This window comes from Massilia sp. CT11-137, from assembly GCF_047302885.1.
GTDB lineage: Bacteria > Pseudomonadota > Gammaproteobacteria > Burkholderiales > Burkholderiaceae_D > Telluria > Telluria orientalis.
In genome coordinates this window covers 3,460,976-3,485,793 of the sequence record NZ_JBKYMP010000001.1, presented here as the reverse complement: position 1 = coordinate 3,485,793, position 24,818 = coordinate 3,460,976, and the positions used below count along the sequence as shown (strand labels likewise).

Here is a 24,818-nt window from a genome sequence, read left to right as displayed (position 1 = left end):
CCGCGCCCAGCTATATGAAATGGGCCGGGCCGGTATCCAAAAGCGCGATAGCAAAGCCTCCTTCACGGGTTCCCGTGCAGCCGTTTCGATTCGAATTCGGCGAACGCCTCGCGCACCGCCTCGTCCAGTTCCGTGTCGATCCATGGTTTCGTCAGGAACTTGAAGATCGCGCCCCGGTTGACGGCCTCCGTGACCGACTGCAGGTCCGTGTACCCCGACAGCACCATGCGCACGGCGAGCGGATACATCTGCTTCACGCGCGCGAGGAATTCGGTGCCGCTCATCCCGCGCATGCGCTGGTCGCACACGATGACGCCCACCTCGTTCGTCGCGAGGATCTCGAACGCCTCGCGCGCGTTGCTCGCGACCAGCACGCGGTAGCCGCTCTGGCGCATCGCGCGCCGGATCGCCGTCAGCAGGTTCACTTCGTCGTCCACGTACAGCAGGGTGCGGTGATAGGGCTGCGGCTGCAGCTTGTCCAGGGCGAGCGACTTTTCCTCGCGCAGCATGCGGCCGCAATCCTCGGGCGCCGCGGGCCGGCCGAACAGGTAGCCCTGCACCTCGTCGCAGCCGTGCTGCGCCAGCAGCGCCAGCTGCCCTTCCGTCTCGACGCCTTCCGCGATCACGTCCAGCCGCAGGCCGTGCCCCATCGCGATCACGGCACGCGCGATCGCCAGGTCGTCCGGGTCGGACGTCAGGTCGCGCACGAACGACTGGTCGAGCTTCAGGCGGTCGACGGGGAAGCGCTTCAGGTAGTTCAGGTTCGAGTAGCCCGTGCCGAAATCGTCGATGGCCAGGCGCACGCCCATCTCCTTCAGCTTGCACAGGATGTCGACGGTCTTCTGCGGGTCTTCCATCGACGCGCTTTCCGTCAACTCCAGTTCCAGCAGCTTCGGTTCCAGCCCCGTCGCGGCGAGGGTTTTCGCGACCGTCTCGACGATCCGTTCCGAGAACTGGCGCGCCGACAGGTTCACCGAGACCGGCACGGCGCGCAGGCCCTCGCGCTGCCACGCCATCGACTGTTCGCAGGCCAGCCGCAGCACCCGCTCGCCGATGGGCAGGACCATGCCCGTCTCCTCCGCCAGGCCGATGAAGCGGCCCGGCGGGATCAGGCCCAGTTCCGGATGCTGCCAGCGCAGCAGCGCCTCGAAGCCGATGAGCTGACCGGTGGCGAGACTCGCCTGCGGCTGGTAGTACACGATCAGCTCGTCGCGTTCGAGCGCGCGCCGCAGCGCGTTCTCGAAGCGGTAGCGCTCGTACACCCCGTCGTTGAGTTCCGGCCGGTAGAACGCGTAGCGCTCGTCCTTGCTCGCCAGGGCGCGCTGCAGCGCCGCCTCGGCGTCCTGGGTGAGGCCGTCATAGTCGTCGGCGTCGTTCGGGAACAGGGCGATGCCGATGCATGGGTCCAGGTGCACGTCCTCGCCGTCGTGGACGAACGCCTCGTCCATGCGCTCCAGCACCAGGCGCGCCAGCGTGGCCATCTCCGCCTCGTTCGCGCGCAGCGCGGCGAGCGTGAACGTGCGCTCGCCCGTGCGCGCGACCGTGAGATCGGCGTCCTGGAGCTCGCCCAGGCGGCCCGCGGCCTGGCGCAGCAGCGCCTGTTCGGCTTCCACGCCCACGCTGGCGCGGATCACCTGCAAGCGCGTCAGGCGCAGCAGCATGTAGCCGAGCAGCGGCTTGCCGTCGATGACGCGGGCCTGCATCTGGCGCACGCGGTCGCGCAGTAGCACGTCGTTCGGCAGGCCGGTCTCGCGGTCGAAGTTGGAGAGATAGCGCAGGCTCTCTTCGGCGCGGCGCAGCTCCGTCACGTCCATGCCCGCCGTGACGACGTACTGCACGCTGCCGTCGGCGCGGGGCAGCATGGTCGACGACCAGATCACGGAGCGCACGGACCCGTCGCGCGCGACCCATTCGCCGCTTTGCTGCACGGGCATCGTCCCGGCCGGCGACGCATTGAATTCCACGGGCGCGTTGTCGGCGCGGCGGAACAGGTCGCGGAACGGCCGCCCCAGCACCTCTTCCGCACGCCAGCCCGACGTCTGCTCGCAGGCCGGATTGAACAGCCGGATGCTGCCGTCGCCGTCCACCACGCAGACCAGTGCCCCGGACAGGTTCACCACGGCCGCCAGCAGCGCACGCTCCGATTCCAGCGCCGCCGTGCGCTCGTCGACCAGGCGCTCCATGTTGCCGTACAGGTGCGCGCGCTCGACGGCGACGGCGATCTGGCTGCCGACCGTCTCCAGTACCTGGCGGTCGTCCTCGGCCAGCGGGCCGTCGCCGACGGTCAGGCACATCATGCCGCGGCTGCGCGTGCCGGTCGACAGCGGGACGCGCAGGCTGGGAAAGCCGCGGCACGTCGACCGCATCACGGCCGCCGGCTGCGCCCCGGCCGGCATGACGCAGGTGCACGGCTCCATGACGGCGCCGGTGCCGTCGCGCGCGACGGCGAACGTGGGCCGGCCGTCGTGGTCGTGCAGCCGGATCGTCGCGCCGGTGACGCCCGGCAGGTCCAGCACGCGGTCGAGCGCGCGCTCGGCCACGTCCTGCTCCGACAGCACCGGATTGATCGCCTCCGCGACCCGGTACAGCCCTTCCAGCGACTGGTACGAATGGGCGATGCGCTCCTGCTGGGCGCGCAGCTGCTCCGTCATGTGGATCGCTTCCTCGTACGTCGAAATCAGGAGATCGAAGATCTGCTGGCGTTCCGCCGTGATGAAATGGGTCTGGCCGCCCAGGTTGATCTTCATCCCCAGCTGTACCCGCTCGTTGGAGCGCAGCGCGCGGTTGGCGAGGATGAAGCGGATGCGGCCCAGCAGGTAGTCCGCCTCGAACGGCTTGCGGATGAAGTTGTCGGCGCCGCAGTCCAGGCCCTTGATCACGTCGTACAGGCTGGAGAGGGACGTGAGCAGGATCACCGGCACGTCGCGCACGTGCGGGTCCTGCTTGATCGCCTTGCACATCTCGAAGCCGTCCATGCGCGGCATGTTGATGTCGGTGACGATGAGCGTCGGCGGTCGCTGTCGGGCCGCCTCCAGGCCCGCGCGGCCGTCGGATGCGATGCGCACGCGGTAGCCCACGGTTTCGAGCAGTTGCGCCAGCTGGCGGGCCTGGGTGGCGCTGTCCTCCACCACCAGGATTTCGATCTCGTGGGAGGCCACGGTATCGCGTTCGACGACGTTGTCGGGAGACGTGCTCATGGAAGGTCCCCAAGGGTTGGAAATACGGATGACGGAAACGGCTCGGCCGGCAGGCGTGCCAGCACCTTGCCGATTTCCGCGGGTTCCAGCACCAGCATCGCGGCGTCCAGCCGCAACGCCTCGCCGGGCATGCCGTAGACGACGGCGCTCGCGCGGTCCTGCGCGATGGTCAGCGCGCCGTGCTCGCGCAACAGCTTCAATTCGGCCGCGCCGTCCTTGCCCATGCCGGTCAGCAGGACGGCCGCGGTGGCTGGACGCAGTTCGGGATCGATGGCGCGGAACAGGTGCGACACGGACGGGCACATGCCGTGTTCCGGCGGCGCCAGCACGAGCCGGCCGACGAGCCCCGGGCCCAGCGTCGCCTGCCAGCCTTCCGGGACGAGGCAGGCGCGCCCGCCCGCCAGCGGGGCGCCATCCTTCAGCACCTCCACCGGGTAGCCGCTGGCCTCGCCCAGCCACGTCGCCAGGCCGTCCATGAAGCCGGGCGCGAGATGCTGCACGATCACGACCGGCAGCGGATAGTCGGCCGGCAGTTCGGCCAGGATGTCGCGCAGCACCGTCGGTCCGCCCGTCGACGCGCCGACGGCCACGAGCCGCCGCGGCGCCCCCTGCAGCGGCCGCGCGGCCCGGCGCGCATCGCTCCAGCGCCGCACGACGCGCACCTCGGCCATCGCCTTCACCGTGCGCACGAGGTCGCGCGCGCTGTCCGCATGCGCCGGGTTGCCGATGCCGAGCGGCCGCCGCACCAGCACCAGCGCGCCCGCCTCGATCGCGCGGAAACTGGCGTCGACCTCGGCCCGGGAGTCGCTGCCGCTGACGACGACGATGCGCGTGGGGCATTCGCGCATGATGCGGCGGATGGCTTCGAAGCCGTCCATGCGCGGCATGTGCAGGTCCATCGTGATCACGTCCGGCTGCAGCTCGCGCGCGAGCTTCACGGCTTCCTCGCCGTCCGCCGCGCACCCGACCACCGCGAGGCCCGGGGCCGTGCCGAGGATGTGCATCAGCAGCGCCCGCACCGAATTCGAGTCGTCCACCACCAGTACCCGGATCATGATGCCTCCATCCCCGCCACCCGGCGCACCGTCGCCAGCAGGCGGTCCTGATCGAAACTGCCCTTCGTGAAATACGCGTCCGCGCCCGCGCGCAGGCCGGCTTCGCGCTGCTCGGGCGTCTGCAGCGACGTCACCAGGATCACGGGCAGCTCGGCGGTGGCCGGCGTCGCCCGGATGCTGGCGGTGAGCGCCAGGCCGTCCATGTTCGGCATCTCGACGTCGCTCACGACCACGTCGTAGCGCCCGGTGCGCAGGCGCGACTGCGCGTCGAGGCCGTCGACGGCCGTGTCCACCGCATAGCCGGCGCCGGCGACGTCCTCGAGCGCGATCACGGGCGCAAGCGTGCCGTCGCCCAGCTGCGCCGCACCGCTGAACCAGCGCACGCGCCGCAGCAGCGGCCCCAGGGGCTTGGGCAGCAGGTCCTGCTCGGCGACGATGGCGTCGACCAGCACGGCGAACGCCTGGCCGCCCGCCTGCGCGGTGACCACGACGCCCTGGTCGCCGTCGGTGCCGGGCCGCGCCGTGCCGAACAGTGCGGCGAGGCGCACGAGCGGCAGCACGCGCCCGCCCACGAGCACGGTCTCGCGGCCCTCGACGGTGCGCACGGCCGCCTGCGCCGCGCTGCGCACGGCCTCCAGGCCGGCCAGCGGCAGCGCGTAGCGGTGGCCGTCGACTTCCACGACCAGCGCGCGCAGGCTCGCCACGCCCACCGGCAGCAGCAGTTCGAACGACGCGCCGGCGCCCGGCACGGTGCCCACGACCAGTTGGCCGCCGCTGGCCGCCACCTTGTCCGCCACGATGGCCAGGCCCACGCCGCGGCCCGACACGGACGTGACCTCGGTGCGGGTCGACACGCCGGCCCGCAGGGCGAGCTGCAGGCGCTGCTGTTCGCTCATCTGCGCGAGTTCCGCCGCGTCCACGCCGGCACGGCGCGCGACCGCGTCCGCGTCGATGCCGGCGCCGTCGTCGCGCACGCGCACGCACACCGTGCGCGCGTCGCGCTGCGTCACCGCGATCTCGATGCGCCCGGCCGGATCCTTGCCCGCGCGCGCGCGCTCGTCGGGCGTCTCGATGCCGTGGTCGACGGCATTGGTGACGAGGTGGATCAGCGCTTCGCGCACGACGCCCAGCACGCGCCGGTCGAGGTCCACGTCGGCGCCCAGCGTCTCCAGCCGTACCTGCTTGCCGCGGCCCCGCGCCAGGTTGCGCACGAGCGCGGGCAGCTCGCCGAACGCGGCGGCGGCCGGCACCAGCGCCGTTTCCAGCACGGCCTCGAACAGGCGCGCGCGCACGCCATGCAATTCCTTGCCCGTGTTTTCCAGCCCCGTGGCCAGCTGGGCGCACGCGAGCTCGAGGCGCGCCGCTTCATCGTCGAAGGAGACGACGCCTTCGCGCCGCCGCGTCGCGATCCCGGCCGCGAGAGCGCGCAATTCGTCGACGTGGTGGCGCAACTTAAGTTCGACGGGCAGCAGGCCTTCGGCGTGGGCGCGGATCGCATCGATGCAGCGGCCGTCGACGCGGATGCGCTCGTCCGTCCGGTTCTGCTCCGTCTCGTCCGCCGGCGGGTCCGGCTCATCCGGCTCATCCGGCACCTCCGGCGCGGCCGGCGCTTCCTGCGCGGGCGCCTCGGCCGCCTGCGCCGGCAGCTCGGCCGCGGCGGTCTCGACCTGCGCCGCCAGCATGCCAGCCACCTTGCGGCTGCGCAGGGCGGGCGCGTCGACGACCTGACGCGCCGCGGCGGCGGCCCGGTGCAGCAGGTCGAACTGTTCGGCCGTCGCCGACACCCCCGCCGCGCCGGCCGCGCGCGCCGCGCCCAGCATGCTTTCCAGCGCATGGCACAGGCGCTCCAGCTCGATCTCGTCGACGGTGCGCGCCGCGCCCTTGAGGGTATGCAGCACCTTCAGCAGGCGTTCGAACAGGACGTCGCGCTGGCCCCCGCCCGCCTGTTCGAGCGCCACCAGGCCCACGTCGATCTGGGCCAGGTGCTCGCGCGCCTCTTCGCCGAAGATGGCGCGCAGCCGCTCCCGGAATGCTTCGTCGGTCATCGCAGGATCAGAACTGGAAGCGGGTCATGGTCTGGCGCAGCGACTGCCCCAGCGCGTGCAGGTTGCGCGCGGACGCCTCCGCCTGGCGCGTGCCCGCCGCGTTCTCCGTGCTGGCCTGCTGGATGTTCTCCATCGCCAGCACCACCTGGTCCATGCCGGCCAGCTGCTGCTGGCTCGAGACGGCGATCTGCACCGCCGCCTGCGCCGCCTCCGTCATGTTGTCCGTCAGCCCGCGGATGGCCTCGCCGGCCTGCGCGGCCCGCTCGACGCCCTGCGCCACCGTCCTGGCGCCCTGCTCCGTGATCATCACGGCCGCGCCCACGCTCTTCTGGATCTCGCCGAGGATCTCGCGCACCTGGCTCGTGGCCTGGCGCGACTGCTCGGCGAGGCTCTTGACTTCCTGCGCCACCACGGCGAAGCCGCGGCCATGCTCGCCGGCCTTGGCGGCCTCGATGGCCGCGTTCACGGCCAGCAGGTTCGACTGCTCGGCAAGGCCCGCGACGGTCGCCGTGATCTCGCCGATCGCGTGGCTGCGCTCGGACAGGCGCACGACGGTGGAGGCGATGGCTTCCATCTTTTCCTGGATCGATTCCATGCCCTTCATGCTGTCTTCCAGTGCGCGCCGCCCATCCGCGGCCGTGCGGGCGGCCTGCTGCGCCGCGTCCGACACGGCGCGCGACTTCTCGGACGCCAGCAGCGAGGTCTGCTTGACCTCCTCGACGGTGGCGGTGGTCTGGCTGACGGCGGCCGCCGTCTCGGCCGTGCTGGCCGCCGCCTGCGCGGTGCTGGACAGGATCTCGCCTGCGGCCCCGGTCAGCGTGGCGACGCCGCGCGTCGTCTCGGCCGCGAGGGTGCGCCAGGACTGCACCATGTCGCCCAGTGCGCGCAGCATCTGCCCGACCTCGTCGCGGCTCGTGCCGGCCGGGACGTCGGCGCGCAGGTCGCCCGTCGCGATGCGCGCGGCCACGGTGGTCGCTTCCCGGAGGGGAACCGCGATGGCGCGGTTGAGCCACACCGTCTTCACGAACGCCAGCAGGACGACCGCCAGGTTCAGGACGATCAGCGTCACGCCCGCGCTTTCCACCAGCGCCTCGCCATCGCGCATCCGGGTCCGGGCTTCCTGCATCTGCTTCGCCGCGATCTCGTCGGCGACGGTCCTGAGCCGGTCGAACGTGTTCTGCAGGCGTCCCGTCGCCGCTTCGCCGGCGGCCGCGCGCTGTCCGGCCCGCACCTGCGGCAGCACGTCGTTGTCGCGCACGACGCCGTATTCCTGGTAGGCGTTGACGAGACGCGCGTAGTCCGCCGCAAACGCCTGGTCGGCGTCCTTGTGCGCGGCGAGCTCGCCGAACAGCCTCCGGATCGCACCTTCCTCGGCTTCGAGCTGGCGGCCGAATCCCGCCTGCGCGGTGCTGCCCGCAACCAGCGTCGACAGCAGCGCCACGCGTTCGCGGTTGATGGCGCTGCGCAGCTCCAGCACGTTCATCGTGATCGCCAGGTCGTCGTTGTACAGGCGTTGCTGCAACGCCCGCTGGCGCGCGAGTCCGTTCCACGACGAGAAGCTGGACAGCGCCATCGCCACGACGATCAATGCGAAACCGAGCATCAGTTTCGCGCGGGTGGAAAAGTCGGCCAGGGCGCGCATGGGAATCTCCTCTTGTTATTGGTGGTCCGTATTCACGATCAGCGTGGAATCGGCAAGCAGGCGCCGCGCGTCCAGCAGCGCGGTGCGGTCGGGGGCGACGCCGAGCAGGTAGCTGGCGTCCGGGTCGGCCAGCATCGGCAGGTCGTGTCCAAGGCAGTCGTGCGGGAAGCGCCGGGTGCCGTCGATCGCCTCGGCCAGCACGGCGAACCGGCTCTCCTCGCCGCGCAGGACGATCAGCGCGCCGGGGTCGGCCAGTTCGGTCAGCGGCAGCGCGAGCAGCACGCGCAGATCGACGACGGCCAGCACGTCGCCTTCCCACATCGTGATGCCGGCAATGACGTCCGGCACGCCGGGCAAGGTAGTCAGCGGCAGCGCCGGCAGCACGCGCGCGACCCAGGCCGCGTCGAACGCGTAGCGCTCGCCGCCGCAGCGGAAGGCCAGCACCTCGATGCCGGCGGGCGGTGCCGCGCCAGGCGCGGCGCCCGCCGCTGCCAGCGCGGCGGCACGCGCGGCCAGCACGCGCTCGCGGGCGCCGGGCTCGATGCGGTCCAGCGCGTCCAGGCCGCGGCGGCCGCTTCGAGCCGGCGCGACAAGGCTTCCCAGTCGAAGGCGGCCGTCATGACATCCGCTCCAGCCACGCCGCCGCCGCGCCGCCCAGTTCGGCGTCGGCGGCGCCGGCCAGTCGGCGGCAGTCGCGCAGCAGGCTGCGCGCGCGCGGCCGCCGGCCCGCGGCGTCTTCGATCAGCGCGCACAGGTAGTGGCCGAACGCACTGTCCGGTTCGAGGTACAGGAGACGCCGCACGCAATGGCGCGCGAGGGCCGGGTCGCCCTGCTCCAGCGCGAACAGCGCGGCACGCTGCTGCAATGGGGCCGACAGCGCCTCGGCCTCGACGGCGCGGCGCAGGCATTGCAGCGCCTCCTCGCGCCCGCCCGCCTGCGCGAGCGCGTGCACGCGCGCCATGGCCGCATCGTCCGGCGGCACCGGCGCGCTCGGCGCCGCGGCCGGCAACGGCTCGGGACGCGGGACCGGCGCCGGCCGGGTCGCGGCCGGTGCGGGCGCCACCGGCACCGGCGCCGGCGCGGGCAGCGCGTCCTTGCGGAAGAACACGGCATCCTCCAGGTACACGGCGGTAAAGCCCGGGAACAGCCGGGTCGAGGCCTCGCTGGCGTTCACGACGAGCCAGCCGCCGTCGACGAGGGCGGCGCGCAGCCGCGCGACGACGCGCGCGGACTGCTCGGGCCCGAAGTACATCAGGACGTTGCGGCAGAAAATGACGTCCATGGCGGACGGATACGCGCCGCTGGCCAGGTTCAGCTGCGCGAAGCGGACCTGGGCGCGCAGCACGGCGTCGACTTCGAAGCGGCCGTCGCCGAGCGGCTGGATGAACGGGGCCAGTTCGGCCGGGTCGGTGCGGCGGAACGACCAGCGCCGGTAGACGCCCGCACGCGCGACGTCGAGGAAGGCGTCGTTCAGGTCGGTGGCGAGGATGTCGACGCGTTCGGGCGGCAGTTGCGGGACGTCGCGGCGCAGCGCCAGCGCGATCGAATACGGTTCCTCGCCCGTGCAGCAGCCGGCGCTCCAGACGCGCAGCGGGCGCGCCGTCCCCCGGGCCAGCAGGGCGCGCGCCTGGTCGCACACGAGGTCGAAGGCGCGCGGCTCGCGCAGGAAATACGTTTCGCCGACGGTGAGGAAGCGCGCGCACAGGGCGCTGAGGGCAGCGTCCCACGGCCCGGCCAGCAGCCACGACGCGCAGGCCGCGGCGCCCGGCAGGCCCAGCGCGTCGGCCATCCGCGCCAGGGCGGCGTCGAACTGGCGGCGGCGCAGGCCCGTGAACGTCAGGCCGGTCGCGGCCTCGACCCGCTGCGCCGCCAGGTCGAACACGTCGGCGACGACGGTGTCGTCAATGGCGCTCACCCACCGCTCCCAACGCTCGCGTCAGCTGCACCCGTTCGTGCTCGAACAGGAACCGGGCCGGATCGATCACGAGGCACAGGCCGTCCGGCAGGCGCACCACGCCGTCGACGTAATCGGCGGCGCCCGCGGCGTCCGGCCAGCCGCTGTCCGGCACCGCCGTGCCGGGGCCGACGACCGCGTCGACCACGAGCGCGCACAGGACCCCGTCCATCTCGACGATGAGGAATTGCTGGGAAGGTGTGATGACCGTCGGGCGGCCGGTGGCGCGCAGGCCGAAATCGACGACGGTGACGGTCTCGCCGCCCACGTCGAGCACGCCGAGCACGATGTCGGACGCCCCCGGCAGCGGCACCGGCCGCGCGCTGAGCACGGCCCGCCGCACGGACGCCAGCGGCACGGCAAAGCGTCGCCCCCGGCAATCGAATTCAAGGACCTGCAGTGCTGCCGGTTGCCGGGCCGGCAACGCCGCTTCGGGCGCAAAAGCGGAGGGATTCATGCTCATCTCCTGTCGATGCGATACCAGGCGACCGCTGGCATTCTTCGCATGAGCCTGATCCTAGCGGACCTTGCGGCCGGCGTGTCAGTCCCATTGCGCGTGGCATGGACGTATGTACGGGCTCGGCACGCAGGAAGAACGGCCAAACCTGTGGATTTCATGAAATTTCCAGCAATAAATCGCCCACGCGCATCTAAAATACCGCAAATTCGATAATTCTGTCGCAAATTAAACGACAGAGGTTATCGTTATATTGTTGCTAAAAATTGACATTCCTCACAACGAGTGTGGGCAATGTGATCAGGTCTCGAGGTGGGCCAGCTTGCCGAGGCACCGGCGCTGGAAGCTGTCGAGTCCATCCGTGACGAGGGCATCGTCCTCGGGCACCGCGCCGGCGTCGATCAGCAGGCGCAGTTTGGCGATGCGGTCGCCCTGCGCGAGCGCCCGCGCGAGGTTGGACGCGTCCGGCGCGCCCGCCTGTTCGATGGCCAGGGTCACCTCCGCCGGAAATTCCCAGTGGCGCGCGATGCCGGCCGACAGCTGCCGTCCCAGCGCCAGCAATTGGCTGCTGAACCCGGTGGAACCGGGGACGGCGCGGTCCGGGCACAGGCGGAACGCGACGATCAGGCCCACGTTCTGCATCAGGCCGGCCAGGTACGCTTCGAAGCCGCCGGCGGGGATGCCCGGCGCGATGAGGCTCGCGGCGAGGGCGCACCGCTCGGACTGGTCCCACACGCGCGGCGCGACGCGGCGCGCGAAGCCGTCCGACTCCATGTTGATGACGGGCCGGAACGCGACGCGCGCCAGCACCATGCGCAGGCCGTTCTGCCCCAGCAGCTTAATGGCGGCCTCGACGGTATCGACCTTCGTCATGGGGCGGTAGAACGCGCTGTTGGCCTCGCGGATCACTTCCGCCACGAGCACGGGATCCTGCATGACGAGGCGCGACAGGTCGGTGGTCGAGACGTCTTCCGCGCCCAGGCTGCCCAGCAGCTGGGGGATCACTTCGGGAACGCGCGGCACGAGCCCGGCCGCATCGCCCGGCCGGGCCGCGAGCGCCCGGACCTCGTCGAGGATGCCTTGTTCCACGTCCGGCGCCGCATCGAAACGGGCCGAGCCCGTCAGCCAGCGGTAGTACGCCGCATCGATGTCGTGGCCGATGCGTTCGGCTTCGCGCGCCTGCTCCAGTTTCTGCTCGCCGGCCTTGGCCGCCGCCGCGGACGGGCTGGTGCCGCCGTCCGAACCGCCCATCAAACGTGAAATCCAACCCATGACATGCCTCCGTGCCCATGTAAATATCGTTATGAGCGGGATTGTGTCAAATAAATTGCCTTATGGCAATTCAATCCACATGATATGACTGATTTTACGGCATGGGAGCGGTGTTTCCCGCCGATCCGGACAGGATGCCGCGTCAGAACAGGCGTATATTGCCGTCCTCGTCCCAGTCGACCCGGGTGATGCCGGGCTCGTCCTGCTCGAGCCGGCGCAACACGTCGTCCTGCCCGCCCGCCGCCGCCGGCGCCGGACGCGGCGGCGCGCGGCGGTCGCGGCGGGCGAACGCTTCGCGCACCGTCGCGACCAGTTCTTCCTGCTGCCACGGCTTGGCCAGGTAGCGGAACACTTCGGCGCGGTTCACGGCGTCGGCCACCTCGAGGATTTCCTTCGTCGCGGACACGACGATGCGGACCGCTTCCGGCTGCAGGCCTTTCATGAGCTGGAGCACGTCGGCACCGTTCAGGCCGGGCATGCGGTAGTCGGAGATGACGACGTCGAAGTCCTGTTCGCCGGCACGGAGCACGGCCGCTTCCGGCTCGTCGAACGCTTCGATCACGACGTCGTCCGGCGGGAATGCCGCGCGCAGCGTGCGCCGCAATGCGCTCAGCACGGACGGTTCGTCGTCAAGAATGAGAATGCGGCGCATCGGGAGACCCTGACTTCACGAAAAGTTGTAATTCGATCGACGAGCGGCGCTCGTATTCGGCGAGCTGCTTCAGCATCCGGTCGGACAGCACATGGTCGGCCGACAGCAGCAGCGTCCCTTCCGGGGACAGCAGGTCGCGGCTGAGCACCATGCCCGGCTTGAGCTGGGCCGTGCCCATCGCGACTTCGGCGATCACCTCGGCCACGCTGCGCCCGGTGCGGATATCGTAGAACGCTTCGACGACCTCCGGGTCGTAGCGCTTGCCGCGGCTTTCCGCGACGAGTTCCGTCGCCTGCGCCGCATCCGCGCGGCGCTGCGCGAGCAGGCCCCGCTGCAGCGCCTCGTAATCGTGGGCCACCGCCAGGATGCGCGCGCCGAGCGGAATGTCGAAGCCGGCCATGCCTTCCGGGAAGCCGGCGCCGTCGAAGCGCTCGCGGTGGGCGCCGATGATGCGTGCCGCCTCGCGCAATTCCTCGAGCGGCATCAGGAGCTGTTCGCCCAGGTGCGGGTAGGTGCGGTAGAGCCCGAGATTGTCACCTTTCAGCACGGATTCCGGAATGCCGATCAGGCCGTCGGGAAAGCCGGTTTTGCCGATTTCGTGCAGCAGGCCCGCCACGAAGATGTCCTGCGCCTCGCGCGCCGTCAGGCCCATGCGCATGGCGATGCGGCGCGCCAGGTCGGCGACCTTGCGGCCGTGGCCGGGCACGGCGCCGGCGCGCGTCTCGACCATGCTCGAGAACACCTTGATGAGCGTGAGGAAGTTGTTCTTGAGGCGTTCGTGCGAGGCCTGCAGCGATTTCTGGGCCGCGGACAATTCCGCCGTCCGGTCGCGCACGCGCTGCTCCAGGTTCGCGTTCAGGTCGCGCAGCTGCTCGTTCTGCTGGCGCGTCAGTTCTTCCAGGCGGAGCTTTTCGCGCTGCAGCGACTGGCGTTCCAGCGCGTCGCGCACGACGAGCAGGATGGCCTCCTCGTTCCACGGCTTCGTGATGTAGCGATAGACCTCGCCGCGGTTGATCGCGCCGACGGTGGCCTCGTGGTCGGCGTGGCCCGTCAGCAGCAGGCGCAGCGTGTCCGGCCAGCGCTGGCGCACGCGTTCGAGGAATTCGGTGCCGTTCACCTCCGGCATCTGCATGTCGGAGATCACGATGTCGACGTGCTCTTCTTCCAGCACGGCCCACCCTGCCGCGGCGCTGCCCGCGACGAGGACCTTGTAGTGTTCGCGGCGGAACAGGCGGCGCAGCGCGGCGAGGATGTTCGGCTCGTCGTCGACGCACAGGATCGTGGCCGCGGGCGCATCCGGGCGCGCGGTGGCGGAAAACATGTTCATGACTGAGCCTCCATGGCGCCGGCCCTCTCGATAATGTCGTTCATGGCTAATCTTGCATCAAAAGGCGGCACGCTTCCTCGAACTGCCCTTCCGTCTCGCGGCACACGGCCTGCAGTTGTTCCGGCAACAGGCCGAGGTTGGCCGCCGCCACGCCGGCCATGCGCCCGTTCGGATCGAGCGCGTGCACCAGCCCGTTCGCGACGTGCACGACGCCGGGGATGTCGGCCAGGTCGGCCGCGGCCGGCGCGTGGTGCCGGCCGATCGCGCGCTGGATCACGGGCGGGAACTTCCACGCCTCGGCGAGCAACTGGCCGGCGTGCTCGTGGTCCACGCCGAGCACGCGCAGCTCCACCGCGGACAGGCCCGCGTCGTCGTACTCGGCGATCACCCGGGCATACTGTTCGGGGAAGCTGATCGCCAGCACGAGCCGGCCGATGTCGTGCAGCAGGCCGCCGATGAAGGCGGCATCCTGGTCGAGCCCCGCCTGGCGCGCGAGGCTGCGGGCGCACAGCGCCGTCGCGATCGAATGGCGCCAGAAGTGCGCGACGTCGACCCTGGGCCCGCCGGCGCCGCCGAAGCGGTCGATGACGGTGCTCGCGACGGCCAGCGCCCGCGCGCTGTCGAACCCGAGGACGACGATCGCCTGCTTGACCGTTTTCACCTTGGCCGGGAGGCCGTAGAACGACGAATTCGCCAGCCGCAGGATCTTCGCGGCCAGCGCCTGGTCGCGCGACATCTTTTCCGCCAGCGTCGTCACGTCGACGTCCTCGCGGCCGAAGGAACTGATCAGGTCGAGCACGATGGACGGCAGCGCCGGCAGGTCGCGCAGGCGCTGCACCACCTGGGTGAGTTCCACCACGGTCGTCGTCATGCGGCCTCGATCACGATCAGCCAGCCCCGCGACTGGGAGCCGTTGCCCATCGGCTGCGCGCGGGCATGGAGCCGCTGCTCTCCGAGCTTGTGTTCGAAGGCGAAACTCGCGCCGTCCGGCAGCGGCTCGGGCAAACCCGGGAACAACTGGCGCAACGCGCATCCCAGCACGGGCCCCTGCGCCGCGAACAGCCCGTGCGCCGCGCGATTGGCCAGCACGATGGTGCCGGCGTCGTCGCCCGCCAGCACCGGCACGGGCACGTTGTCGAGCGCCTCGTGCACGATGTCGAGGCTGATCTCGCCCTGTTCGATGTCGCTCCGCTGGCGCGCCAGCACGGACTCGAGCTGGCGGTTCACGGCCGCGAGCTTCTGGTTCGCCGTGCGCACTTCCAGCGTGAGCAGGCGGTTTTCGTTGGCCATCGCGCCGTATGCGACCGCCTCCTGGATGTGGCCGCGCAGCTGCTCGTCGTCCCACGGCTTGGTGAGGAATTTGTAGATCGCGCCGCCGTTCACCGCGTCCGTCACCGTCTGCAGCTCGGTGTAGCCGGACAAGACGATGCGCACCGTGTCCGGGTACAGCTGGCGCACCTTGCGCAGGAATTCGACGCCGGTCATCTCGGGCATGCGCTGGTCGGACACGATCAGGTCGACGGTATGTTCTTCCAGCAGCTTCAGGCCTTCGCTGCCGCTGTTCGCGGTCAGGATGCGGTAGCCGTCGCCGCGCAGCAGGCGCCGCAGCGACGACACGATGCTCGGCTCGTCGTCGACGAGCAGCAGCGTGGGTTGCGTGCGGTTGAAGCGCAGCAGGCGCGGCGCCAGGCCGGGGCCGGTCTGCAGCAGCGCGGTCAGCGCGTCGAACGGCACCGGCGCGGAGACGAAATCGCCCTGCACCGCATCGCACATGTGACGCGCCAGGAAGTCGCACTGCCCTTCGCGCTCGACGCCGTCGGCGACGACGCGCATGCCGAGGCTGTGCCCCATCGTGACGATCGCATCCACGACCGCCGCCGCGCTGTCCCCGTCGGGCACGCGCGCGATGAAGGAGCCGTCGATCTTGAGGACGTCGAGCGGCAGGCGCTGCAGGTTGACGAGGCTCGACGAGCCGGTCCCGAAGCCGTCGAGGCACAGCCGGATGCCCGCGTTGCGCAACGCGTGCAGGCAGTCGGCGAGCCGGCCGGCGTCGTCCGCCAGCAGGTGCTCGGCCAGCTCCAGGTCGAGGCAGGTCGGCGGGACACCCGCGGCCGCGAGCGCGGGCAGGATGGTCCCCTCCAGGTCGCACATCGCGACCTGGCGCGCCGACAGGTTGACGCCCACGCGCAGCGCCGTGTGGCCGTGCGCGCGCCACTGTGCCGCGTGCGCGGCGGCGTGGCGCAACACCCAGTCGGCCAGCGCGCCGCCCAGGCCGCACTCTTCGGCCACGCCGAGCAGGGTGGCGGACGGCACCGCGGCGCCGTCGTGGTGCAGGCAGACCGACGCTTCCACGGCGCAGATCGCGCCGCTGACGAGGTCGACCCGCGGCCGGTAGCGCAGGGACAGGCCGTCGCCCGCGAGCGCCTCGCGCAGCGCGAAGCCGATCCGCAGCCGGTCGAGGCCACCGTCGGCGGGCAGCGTATCGTCCCAGCGCTGGGTGCCGGCACCCGCATCCTGCGCGCACGCGAGGGCGCGGTCGGCGGCCAGCAGCAGGTCTTCCGCCGTGCCTCCGCTCAGGGGGAAAACGGCACCGCCCACGCAACAGGTCACGTACACGGTGTGTTCGGCGTGTTCGGCGTGTTCGAACGGCGCCGCGACGGTACGAATGATCTCCTCGATGCGCGCCGTCACCTGCGGTTGCTGCGTCCCTTCCAGCAGCAACAGGAATTTGTCGGCACCGTCGCGTGCGACCGTCACGTCCGGCCCGGCGGCGCGCTCGATGCGCCGCGCGATCTCGACCAGCATGCGCTCGCCGCCCGCGTGGCCGACCAGCGCGTGCACGCGCTTGAACAGGTCGAGCTGCAGCGCCGCCACCTGCAGCGGACGCTGGGCCCGCGCGGCGCGACGCAGCGCGTGCTCGAGGCGGTCGCGGAACAGCGCGTGGTTCGGCAAGCCCGTGAGCATGTCGTGCGTCAGGCTGAATTGCAGGTCGCGCTGGGACACCGTCTCCATCGTCACGTCGCTGCCCAGAACCAGCAGTCCGGCGCCGCCCGGCGCCGCGCTGTGCGGCACGGGTTGCGCCACGAAGTCGACGTAGCGCAGCTGCAGCGCGCCGCCCGGACCGGCCAGCTGGACCGGCCAGGCACGGTGCACGACCGGTTCGCCGGTGGTCAGCGCCGCTTTCAACAGTGCCGCGACGCCCTGCTCCGCCACTTCCGGCAGTGCGTCGCCCATCGGCAGGCCGATCAGGTCGCTGCGCCCCACCAGCTGTTTGTACGCGTCGTTCGCATGGGCGAACACGAGGTCGGGACCGACGAGGAAGGCGACGAAGCCGGGCGCATGTTCGAGCCATTCGAGCGCGACATAGCCCTCCGGGCATGGCGGCGTCGGCGCCATCCTGGGCGCGGGAAGATGTAAGGTGGCTGCATTCATGGCAGTTTGGCAAAACTCGATCAGCTTGAGAGGAATCAAGCCTTATGTCGAGAATATAGAACATTGCCGCACGGAATGTTCACATATTTGCGGAAACTGTGTCTCTGCGAATACAGTCTGGACGCTCTGGCAACGCTACACCGTACGCGAATACTGCATCCTTTGCAACGGCACGGCGGCCGGCTTGCCGAAATAATCATCGAACACCATGCAGATGTTCCGCACCAGCAGGCGGCCCTTCGGCGTGACGGTGATGCGGTCCGGCGTCACGGCCAGCAGGCCGTCGCGCGCCAGGTCGGCCAGCCGCGCCAGCTCGGGCGCGAAATGCTCGGCGACGTCGACGTCCCAGCGCGTCGCGAGACCGCGCAGGTCGAGCGCGAAGTCGCACATCAGCTTCTGGATCACGTCGCGCCGCAGCAGGTCGTCGCTGCACAGCGCCAGCCCGCGCGCCACGGGCAGCTCGCCGCGGCCGATGCGCGCGTAATACCGCTCGAGCGATTTCTCGTTCTGCGCATAGGTGCCGTTCACGGCGCTGATGGCGGACACGCCACAGGCGACCATGTCGACGTCCGCGTGCGTCGAATAGCCCTGGAAATTGCGGTGCAGGGTGCCGTCGCGCTGCGCGCGCGCGAGTTCGTCGTCCGGCCTTGCAAAATGGTCCATGCCGATGTACACGTAACCCGCCGCGCCGAGCCGCTCGATACACAGGCCCAGCATCGCCAGCTTCGTCGCGCCGTCCGGGAGGTCCTCGTCGCGGATCAGCTTCTGCGACTTGAACAGCTGCGGCATGTGCGCATAGTTGTAGACCGAGATGCGGTCCGGCGCCGCGGCGACGACCTTGTCGAGCGTCGCCGCCATCGTCGTCACGTTCTGCAGCGGCAGGCCGTAGATCAGGTCGATGCTGATGGAGCGGAAGCCCGCCTCGCGCGCGGCGGTAATGGCGTCGCGCGTCAGCGCTTCCGGCTGGATTCGGTTGACGGCGCGCTGCACGTCCTCGTCGAAGTCCTGCACGCCCAGCGACAGGCGATTGAAGCCTTGGCGGCGCAACGTGCGGATGCGGGCGGCGTCCACGGTGCGCGGGTCGATCTCGATCGAAAACTCGCCCGCGTCGTCGGCCGCGAACGCGTAGCGGCTGCGCAAATTGCCCAGCAGGTCGCCCATCTGGGCGTCGCTGAGGTAAGTCGGCGTGCCGCCGCCGAAATGCAGCTGCTCGACGACGGCGCCGTCCGCGCACAGCGCGGCCTGCATGTCGATCTCGCGCAGCAGGTAGCCCAGGTACTTCACCGCCTTGCCGTGGTCGTGCGTGATGATCTTGTTGCACGCGCAGTAGTAGCACAGCGATTCGCAGAACGGGATGTGCACGTACAGCGACAGCGGCCTGCCCGGCCGCGCGGCGGCGGCAAACTCGCCGGCGCCGAACGCGGGGGTAAAACGGTCGGCGGTGGGGTAGGACGTGTAGCGCGGACCGCGCTGGGTCATGCGGGCGATCAGGTCGGCGTCGAATTCGATGGTGGGATGCATGGTCACTCCGGTTCAGCCTTCGCGGCCGTCGATGCGGGCGGCCGTCAGGTAAGGCACATAGACCGCCAGGTAGGCGAGGAAGGCGGCGCTCCAGCACACGGTGGCGAGCACCAGGCCGGTGTCGCGCCAGGCCGGCACGACGCCGGCGGCGAAGCGCAGCACGACGGCCGCCTGCACGAGGACGAACATCGCGGTCTCGCCGCGGCCGGCCTTCAACGGACGGCCCGTGTGGCCCAGCGCCGTGCGGGTGATCATGCCCATGATCAGGCCCGCGAGCGCGCCGACCGTCAGCACGTGCAGCGCGGCGCTGCCCGTGACGACGCCGTACTGCGCCAGCGCCAGCAGCAGGAAGCCGAACGGGATCCAGAAGTACGACACGTGCAGGATCCACAGCAGCGGGTTGCGCCACGTGCGCCACGGCTGCCAGCCGAGCAGGCGCATGGCCTGGCCGACGGCGGCGAACAGCGCGAGGCTGGCCGTCGCGGGCGCCGGCAGGCCGGCGATCCACGCGAGGCCCGCCAGCACGGTCAGCACCAGCGCCCATTTGTCGCGGCGCGCATCCTGCACGGGCTGGGTGCCCGGCGCGCCGTTGCGGGTGAACATGGGGATCACGCGGCCGCCGATCACGATTTCGATCACGACGATCAGGAGGATCGCGGCGTGCACGGGCGCCAGCGGATTCACGCGGATCCAGCCCAGCGCGGCCGCGTGGTAGCACACGTTCGTCAGGGTGAGCAGCGCGAGCAGACCGACGAGGAACATGTTGCGCATGTTGCCCGACTGCTTCAGCACGCGGAACAGCGGCCACGCGGCGACCGGCAGGAACGCGGCGTCCACCAGGGCACCGACGACGGGCGGCGCGGCCAGCATCGCGATCCGCCCCGCCACCCACACGGTGGCGATGGCGGCAAGGGCCTTGCCGCGCGGGGTCCACAGCTTCGTCCAGGCGTAGCCGGCCGTGTACAGGAAGCCGACGACGACGGCCAGCGCGAAGCCGAACACCATCTCGTGCATATGCCACAACATGTCGATGCGCGCGGGCAGGCGCACGCCCGCCTGCGCCGCGATCCACAGCGGCACGGCGAGGGCGCCGAACGCGGCGGCCAGCAGGTAGAACGGGCGGAACCCGAGTGCGAACAGCGGCGCGCCGTGGCCGGGTGCGGGCGCCGGCCGGGCTTCTTCGATGGTCATGAGGGCCATGGCGGCCTCCTTTTAAGTGGTATCTACGCTGCATGTTATGAGCCGCCGGGGCGCCGGACAATCGGCCAAAGTGACTAGTCCGCCGTGCCGATGGGCGTGTCCCGCGCGGTTTCCTAAACTGGGTCAAGCATTTCAAATAAAGCTGCATTTGCGATGCAACTATTGCGGTGTTTCGCCGCACAATGCGGTCCAGGCGCCCCGCTGCGCCACCGATCAATCACAGTGAAGGAACACAAGCCATGCACGCTACACGCAGACTATGGACCTGGCTGGCGATCATCTGCGTACTCTCCTTCGGCACGCTGCTGTTCGTGGGCCGGGAGATCTACCTGAAGGCCCCGCCGATCCCCGCGCAAGTCCTCGACCAACAAGGCCACGTCATCTGGACGGGCGACCAGATCACACGGGGCCAGCAGGCCTGGCTCGCCGCCGGCGGCCAGCAGCTGGGCACCGTATGGGGCCACGGCAGCTACGTCGCCCCCGACTGGTCGGCCGACTGGCTGCACCGCGAAGCCGTCGCCCTGCAGGACGAACTCGCGCAGCGCGGCCACGGCAAGCCGTACGCGCAGCTGGATGCGGCCGCACGGGGCGGCATCGACGCCCTGGTCAAGGACGCCCTGCGCCGCAACACGTACGATGCCGCCACCGGCACCCTGACCTTGAGCGCCGAGCGCACCGCCGCCATCGCGGCCGTCGCCAGCCATTACGCGGGCCTGTTCGGCACCGATCCGAAGCTCGACAAGCTGCGCGAACAGTACGCGATGAGCGCCGGCTCCCTGCCCGCCGCGGACGACCGCACCGCGCTGACCGGCTTCTTCTTCTGGTCGTCCTGGGCGGCCGCCACCGACCGTCCGGGCGAAACCGCGCTGTCGTACACGAGCAACTGGCCGCACGAGCCCCTCGTCGGCAACACCCCGACGGCCGGCGCCGGCATCTGGTCGGTCGCCAGCATCATCGTCATGATCGGCGCCATCGCCGGCATGGTGTTCTTCCACTCCGCGCAGCCGGAAGAAGCCGATCCGAAGCCGCCCAAGGACGACCCGCTGTTCAAGCTGAAGGCCACGCCGTCGATGAAGGCCACGCGCAAGTACTTCGCCGTCGTCGTCGCGCTGATCCTCGCCCAGGTCGGCATGGGCGTGATCACCGCGCACTATTCGGTCGAAGGCCACAGCTTCTTCGGCATCCCGCTGGGCGACATCCTGCCGTTCACGATCAGCCGCACGATCCACACCCAGTTCGCCGTGCTGTGGATCGCCACCGCGTGGCTGGCGACGGGCCTGTACATCGCGCCCGCCATCTCCGGCCATGAGCCGAAGTTCCAGGCGCTGGGCGTGAACGTGCTGTTCTACGCGCTGCTGTTCATCGTCGCCGGCTCGACCGCGTGCGGCTGGCTCGGCACGCTGCAGCATCGCGGCGTCGACTTCAGCTTCTGGCTCGGCAACCAGGGCCTTGAATTCACCAGCATGGGCCGCGTGTGGCAATACCTGCTGTTCGTCGGACTGCTGTTCTGGGCCTTCCTGCTCGGCCGCGGCCTGTGGCCCGCGCTGCGCAAACCGTCGGAAAGCCGCGGCCTGATCGCCATGGTGTTCCTCGCGGCCGTCTGCATCGGCGGCTTCTACGCCACGTCGCTGACCTGGGGCCAGCATACGCACTACGCGATGGTCGAGTACTGGAGGTGGTGGCTCGTGCACCTGTGGGTCGAAGGCTTCTTCGAGGTGTTCGCCACGGCCGTCATCGCCCTGCTGTTCACCCGCCTGGGCCTGATCCGCGCGGCCAGCGCCAACGCCGCCATCGTGCTGGAGACCATCGTGTTCCTGTTCGGCGGCATCCTCGGCACCCTGCACCACCTGTATTTCACCGGCACGCCGACGGCCGTGATCGCGATCGGCGCCATGTTCTCGGCGCTGGAAGTGGTGCCGCTGTCGATGATCGGCATCGAGGCCTACCGCAACTACCAGCGCATGAAGGCCGCGCCGTGGGTGGCGAGCTACCGCTGGGCGATCCTGTGCTTCATCGCCGTCGGCTTCTGGAACACGGTGGGCGCAGGCCTGCTGGGCTTCTCGATCAACACCCCGATCGCGCTGTACTACATGCAGGGCCTGAACATGACGGCCGCGCACGGCCACGCCGCGCTGTTCGGCGTGTACGGCATGCTGGGCGTGGGCCTGATGCTGTTCTGCCTGCGCGGCCTGACGGACCGCCTGGCCTGGTCGGACGCCCTCCTCAAGCCGATGTTCTGGCTGCTGAACATCGGCCTCGCGATGATGGTGTTCATGGCGCTCGTCCCAGCCGGCATCTACCAGGCCTGGGCCAGCATCTCGAAGGGCATGTGGTTCGCGCGCTCGCCGGAAGTGATCCACTCCCCGTTCATGGAGAACATGGTGTGGCTGCGCGTGCCGGGCGACATCGTGTTCGCGCTGGGCACCCTGTTCCTCGCGCTGTTCGTGCTGCGGGTGATGCGCCGTCCGGCCCGCCCGGCCACGGTCCCGGTGGAGGTGCCGATCGAGATCGCCGGCCGGCCCGCCGCCAAGGCCCGCGTTTCCACCAAGGCCTGAACCCACGGGCGCCGGAGCGGACATGCGTCTCACCGAACATACCGACTATGCCCTGCGCGTCCTGATGTACCTGGGCGCCAACGGCGGTCGCCTCGCCACCACCGGCGAGGTGGCCGCCCTGCACGGGATCTCGCATCATCACCTGACGAAGATCGTGAACGAGCTGGGACATGCCGGGTTCGTGGAGACCGTGCGCGGCCGCTGCGGCGGCATCCGCCTCGCCCGCGCGCCCGCGGACATCACCGTGGGCGACGTCGTGCGCCACACCGAGCGCGATTTCAACCTCGTCGCCTGCCTGGACGGCCGCGCCCGCGCGTGCCCGCTCGCGCCGGCGTGCGTGCTGAAAGGGGCGCTGTGCCGCGCGACGGCCTGTTTCCTCGAGTCGCTGGACGGCATTGCGCTGTCCAGCCTCATCGCACCATCATGAACGATCTTCTCGACCTGCGGGCCCTGACCGCCCCCGAACCCATGGAGCGCGTGCTGGCCGCGCTCGATGCCCTCCCCGACGGCACGCGGCTGCGCGTGCTGCTGGCGCGCGAGCCGCACCCGCTGTACGGCATCCTCGCACGCACCGGCTACCGCTGGCAATCCGAGTGGCAGGACGACGGCTGCCTCGTGACCATCGCGCGGAGCGCCTGATGCGGCGCGCCGTCGACACTACCCGCCTCCCGCCGCCCGCCGTGCCGCTCGCGTTCCTGCTCGCGGCGCCGTGGTTCGGGGTGGCGGCGGGCGTCGTCGTCGCGTGGCACGGCGCGGCCGTGTTCGCGTCGCGCTGGTCCGCGCCGGCGCTGGCCGCCGTGCACCTCGTCACGCTGGGCTTCCTGACGATGACGATGGCGGGCTCGCTGCTCCAGATGGTGCCCGCCGTGGCCGGCCTGCCGCTGCGCGGGACGTACCGCGTCGCCGCCTGGAGCTGCCCGCTGCTCGGTGCGGGCGCGGCGCTGCTCGCGGCCGCGTTCCTGTCCGGGCATGTCCTGTTGTTCGCGCTGGCGGGCGCCGTGCTGGTGGCGGCGTTCGGTGTGCTGCTGGCCTGCCTGCTGCCCTCGATGTGGGCGGTGGCCGCCGCGGCGCTGCTGGCGTGCGTCGTCGCCGGCCTGCTCCTCGCCGGCTGGCTCGCGGGCGGCCCGGCCGTCCCCGTGCCGCCGCTGGTCGACACCCACGCGGCGCTGGGCCTGGCCGGCTGGGTCGTGCCGCTCGTGATGGCCGTGTCGTTCCAGGTGATTCCGATGTTCCAGGCGACCGACCCGTTTCCGCCACTCGCCGCGCGCGTTCTGGTGCCGCTGGTGCTGCTCGCATCGGCCGGATGGATCGCGGGCCGCTGGCTGGATTCGCCCTGGCGCACCGTGCCCGCGCTGGCCGGCGCCGCGCTCGTCACCGCCTATGCCGGCCTGGCCGCTTCCCTGCTGCTGCGGCGCAAACGCACGCGCACCGCGGCCGGCACGCCCTACTGGCTGCTGTCGCTCGCGGCGCTGGCCGGTACCGCGTGGCTGTTCGCGTGGCCGGGCGGCGCATCGGACGCCCTCGTCGGCGTCTGCTTCCTCGCGGGCTGCGCGATGTCCGCCGTGAACGGCATGCTGTACCGGATCGTCCCGTTCCTCGTGTGGCACCACCTGCGCGCCCGCCTGCCGCCGCACGTGCCGGTGCCGAAGTTCGCGGAACTCATCGCCCCGAGCCGCCTGCGCACGCAATGCCGCTGGCACGCCGCGGCCGTCGCGGTGCTGCTCGCCGCGTGCGCGGTGCCGCCCCTGGCGTCAGCCGGCGGCCTGTTGCTGGCCCTGGCCTGCCTGCGGCTGGGGCTCGACCTCGCGGCGCCCGTGCTGCGGCATCGCTGGGCGTCTTGACCGGCGCGACCAGCCCAGCATGCCGAGGCCCAGCGCGAACACCGCCGCCATGCCGGGTTCCGGCACGTCGCCCGCCGGCGGCGCCCGCAGGACGAACGACAGGTTGTCCGCATAGCCATCGTTGTCGCCCGAGACGAGCCGCTCCATCGACAGCCAGAACGACAGCTTGCGGGTGCCCGTCGGCACGAAACCGTCGGTCTCGCGGAACATCAGGCCGGTCTGGTCGTTGCGGTCCTGCGGCGTCACGGGGCCGAGCACCGAGTTCCCGACTTCGTTGTCGAATTCGTCGAGGAACTGCACGTAGAACAGCGCGTTGTCGCCCTGGTCCTGCCAGCCGCCGAGCCAGCCGGTCAGCGAATAGGCGATCGTGCCGGACGTCGCCGTGCCGAAGTCCAGCGTCTGCCAGCCGACGGCATACTGGCCGAACCCGGCGAACATCCTGTTGCCGCGGTCCGCCGGTCCCGGCTGCGTGGGCAGCACCCAATTGCTGCCATAGTCCACGGACTGGAACGCGCCGTAGCCCGCGTAGCCGGTCCAGCCGGCGAGGCCGGCTTCGGCATCGCCGTTGACGACGAGGTTGCTGCCGTAGACGACGGCGGCCTGGCCGTTGCATGCCGCCGCGAGCAGCGCGGCGGCCATGAGGAAGCGAACATGCATGGACATCTCCT

19 protein-coding genes are annotated in these 24,818 nt (G+C 70.7%); 4 read left to right on the top strand and 15 right to left on the bottom strand.

The annotated features are described in order from the left end of the window. Positions 1–62: 62 nt before the first annotated feature. The 14 genes from ACEN98_RS15595 to ACEN98_RS15530 form a co-directional block, all read right to left on the bottom strand. Positions 63–3,197, bottom strand: coding sequence for an EAL domain-containing protein (locus ACEN98_RS15595; RefSeq protein WP_413385719.1), 3,135 nt, complete (start codon positions 3,195–3,197; stop codon positions 63–65). Beyond that, positions 3,194–4,252 carry a chemotaxis protein CheB gene (locus tag ACEN98_RS15590; protein WP_413385718.1) on the bottom strand — a complete coding sequence of 353 codons (1,059 nt, stop codon included), beginning with the start codon at positions 4,250–4,252 and terminating at the stop codon, positions 3,194–3,196. Before ACEN98_RS15590 ends, ACEN98_RS15595 begins: the two co-directional genes overlap by 4 nt. Beyond that, positions 4,249–6,297 (bottom strand): chemotaxis protein CheW, encoded by a 2,049-nt coding sequence (locus tag ACEN98_RS15585; RefSeq protein WP_413385717.1) that lies wholly within the window; start codon positions 6,295–6,297, stop codon positions 4,249–4,251. Before ACEN98_RS15585 ends, ACEN98_RS15590 begins: the two co-directional genes overlap by 4 nt. A gap of 7 nt (positions 6,298–6,304) precedes the next feature. Further along, a complete protein-coding gene (locus ACEN98_RS15580; RefSeq protein WP_413385716.1) occupies positions 6,305–7,939 on the bottom strand; it encodes a methyl-accepting chemotaxis protein in 1,635 nt (544 codons plus the stop codon). 15 nt (positions 7,940–7,954) lie between these two features. After that, complete coding sequence (locus ACEN98_RS15575) at positions 7,955–8,458, bottom strand: chemotaxis protein CheW (protein WP_413385715.1); 504 nt, start codon at positions 8,456–8,458, stop codon at positions 7,955–7,957. A 97-nt stretch (positions 8,459–8,555) separates the two neighbouring features. After that, a complete protein-coding gene (locus tag ACEN98_RS15570; protein WP_413385714.1) occupies positions 8,556–9,854 on the bottom strand; it encodes a CheR family methyltransferase in 1,299 nt (432 codons plus the stop codon). Continuing rightward, positions 9,841–10,350 (bottom strand): chemotaxis protein CheW, encoded by a 510-nt coding sequence (locus ACEN98_RS15565; RefSeq protein ID WP_413385713.1) that lies wholly within the window; start codon positions 10,348–10,350, stop codon positions 9,841–9,843. The genes ACEN98_RS15570 and ACEN98_RS15565 overlap by 14 nt, the downstream gene beginning before the upstream one ends. 300 nt (positions 10,351–10,650) lie before the next feature. Further along, positions 10,651–11,622 (bottom strand): HDOD domain-containing protein, encoded by a 972-nt coding sequence (locus ACEN98_RS15560; protein WP_413385712.1) that lies wholly within the window; start codon positions 11,620–11,622, stop codon positions 10,651–10,653. 142 nt (positions 11,623–11,764) lie between these two features. Then, positions 11,765–12,274, bottom strand: a complete 510-nt coding sequence (locus ACEN98_RS15555) for a response regulator (RefSeq protein WP_413385711.1) — start codon at positions 12,272–12,274, stop codon at positions 11,765–11,767. After that, positions 12,252–13,601, bottom strand: a complete 1,350-nt coding sequence (locus ACEN98_RS15550; RefSeq protein WP_413385710.1) for an HD domain-containing phosphohydrolase — start codon at positions 13,599–13,601, stop codon at positions 12,252–12,254. Before ACEN98_RS15550 ends, ACEN98_RS15555 begins: the two co-directional genes overlap by 23 nt. 46 nt (positions 13,602–13,647) lie before the next feature. Then, complete coding sequence (locus ACEN98_RS15545; RefSeq protein ID WP_413385709.1) at positions 13,648–14,472, bottom strand: HDOD domain-containing protein; 825 nt, start codon at positions 14,470–14,472, stop codon at positions 13,648–13,650. Next, positions 14,469–17,033 carry an EAL domain-containing protein gene (locus ACEN98_RS15540; protein WP_413385708.1) on the bottom strand — a complete coding sequence of 855 codons (2,565 nt, stop codon included), beginning with the start codon at positions 17,031–17,033 and terminating at the stop codon, positions 14,469–14,471. The genes ACEN98_RS15545 and ACEN98_RS15540 overlap by 4 nt, the downstream gene beginning before the upstream one ends. 135 nt (positions 17,034–17,168) lie before the next feature. Continuing rightward, complete coding sequence (gene hemN, locus ACEN98_RS15535; RefSeq protein ID WP_413385707.1) at positions 17,169–18,554, bottom strand: oxygen-independent coproporphyrinogen III oxidase; 1,386 nt, start codon at positions 18,552–18,554, stop codon at positions 17,169–17,171. 12 nt (positions 18,555–18,566) lie between these two features. Beyond that, positions 18,567–19,754, bottom strand: a complete 1,188-nt coding sequence (locus tag ACEN98_RS15530; protein WP_413385706.1) for an NnrS family protein — start codon at positions 19,752–19,754, stop codon at positions 18,567–18,569. Between the two features lie 239 nt (positions 19,755–19,993). On the opposite strand from ACEN98_RS15530, the gene ACEN98_RS15525 reads away from it, so the two are divergent. From ACEN98_RS15525 to ACEN98_RS15510, 4 genes are read left to right on the top strand one after another with little or no spacing between them, the layout of a single operon-like run. Further along, a complete protein-coding gene (locus ACEN98_RS15525; protein ID WP_413385705.1) occupies positions 19,994–22,309 on the top strand; it encodes a nitric-oxide reductase large subunit in 2,316 nt (771 codons plus the stop codon). Between the two features lie 22 nt (positions 22,310–22,331). Further along, the gene (locus tag ACEN98_RS15520; RefSeq protein WP_413385704.1) at positions 22,332–22,736 is read left to right on the top strand and encodes an RrF2 family transcriptional regulator; all 405 of its coding nucleotides are present in this window, start codon (positions 22,332–22,334) and stop codon (positions 22,734–22,736) included. After that, entirely contained in the window at positions 22,733–22,948 is a 216-nt protein-coding gene (locus ACEN98_RS15515; RefSeq protein ID WP_413385703.1) for a DUF2249 domain-containing protein, read from the top strand. The genes ACEN98_RS15520 and ACEN98_RS15515 overlap by 4 nt, the downstream gene beginning before the upstream one ends. Continuing rightward, a complete protein-coding gene (locus ACEN98_RS15510) occupies positions 22,948–24,150 on the top strand; it encodes a hypothetical protein (RefSeq protein ID WP_413385702.1) in 1,203 nt (400 codons plus the stop codon). The genes ACEN98_RS15515 and ACEN98_RS15510 overlap by 1 nt, the downstream gene beginning before the upstream one ends. Here the strand turns inward: ACEN98_RS15510 and ACEN98_RS15505 are convergent. Then, a complete protein-coding gene (locus tag ACEN98_RS15505) occupies positions 24,061–24,807 on the bottom strand; it encodes a PEP-CTERM sorting domain-containing protein (protein WP_413385701.1) in 747 nt (248 codons plus the stop codon). The two genes, ACEN98_RS15510 and ACEN98_RS15505, sit on opposite strands and share 90 nt — an antisense overlap. Positions 24,808–24,818: the final 11 nt, after the last annotated feature.

Bases quoted from the DNA above. Each gene is read 5' to 3' on its own strand.
- ACEN98_RS15520 (WP_413385704.1), top strand. From the start codon at position 22,332: ATGCGTCTCACCGAACATACCGACTATGCCCTGCGCGTCCTGATGTAC.
- ACEN98_RS15555 (WP_413385711.1), bottom strand. From the start codon at position 12,274: ATGCGCCGCATTCTCATTCTTGACGACGAACCGTCCGTGCTGAGCGCA.
- ACEN98_RS15540 (WP_413385708.1), bottom strand. From the start codon at position 17,033: ATGAATGCAGCCACCTTACATCTTCCCGCGCCCAGGATGGCGCCGACG.
- ACEN98_RS15505 (WP_413385701.1), bottom strand. From the start codon at position 24,807: ATGCATGTTCGCTTCCTCATGGCCGCCGCGCTGCTCGCGGCGGCATGC.
- ACEN98_RS15580 (WP_413385716.1), bottom strand. From the start codon at position 7,939: ATGCGCGCCCTGGCCGACTTTTCCACCCGCGCGAAACTGATGCTCGGT.
- ACEN98_RS15545 (WP_413385709.1), bottom strand. From the start codon at position 14,472: ATGACGACGACCGTGGTGGAACTCACCCAGGTGGTGCAGCGCCTGCGC.
- ACEN98_RS15565 (WP_413385713.1), bottom strand. From the start codon at position 10,350: ATGAATCCCTCCGCTTTTGCGCCCGAAGCGGCGTTGCCGGCCCGGCAA.
- ACEN98_RS15510 (WP_413385702.1), top strand. From the start codon at position 22,948: ATGCGGCGCGCCGTCGACACTACCCGCCTCCCGCCGCCCGCCGTGCCG.
- ACEN98_RS15550 (WP_413385710.1), bottom strand. From the start codon at position 13,601: ATGAACATGTTTTCCGCCACCGCGCGCCCGGATGCGCCCGCGGCCACG.
- ACEN98_RS15560 (WP_413385712.1), bottom strand. From the start codon at position 11,622: ATGGGTTGGATTTCACGTTTGATGGGCGGTTCGGACGGCGGCACCAGC.
- ACEN98_RS15595 (WP_413385719.1), bottom strand. From the start codon at position 3,197: ATGAGCACGTCTCCCGACAACGTCGTCGAACGCGATACCGTGGCCTCC.
- hemN (WP_413385707.1), bottom strand. From the start codon at position 18,554: ATGCATCCCACCATCGAATTCGACGCCGACCTGATCGCCCGCATGACC.
- ACEN98_RS15590 (WP_413385718.1), bottom strand. From the start codon at position 4,252: ATGATCCGGGTACTGGTGGTGGACGACTCGAATTCGGTGCGGGCGCTG.
- ACEN98_RS15515 (WP_413385703.1), top strand. From the start codon at position 22,733: ATGAACGATCTTCTCGACCTGCGGGCCCTGACCGCCCCCGAACCCATG.
- ACEN98_RS15585 (WP_413385717.1), bottom strand. From the start codon at position 6,297: ATGACCGACGAAGCATTCCGGGAGCGGCTGCGCGCCATCTTCGGCGAA.
- ACEN98_RS15525 (WP_413385705.1), top strand. From the start codon at position 19,994: ATGCACGCTACACGCAGACTATGGACCTGGCTGGCGATCATCTGCGTA.
- ACEN98_RS15530 (WP_413385706.1), bottom strand. From the start codon at position 19,754: ATGGCCCTCATGACCATCGAAGAAGCCCGGCCGGCGCCCGCACCCGGC.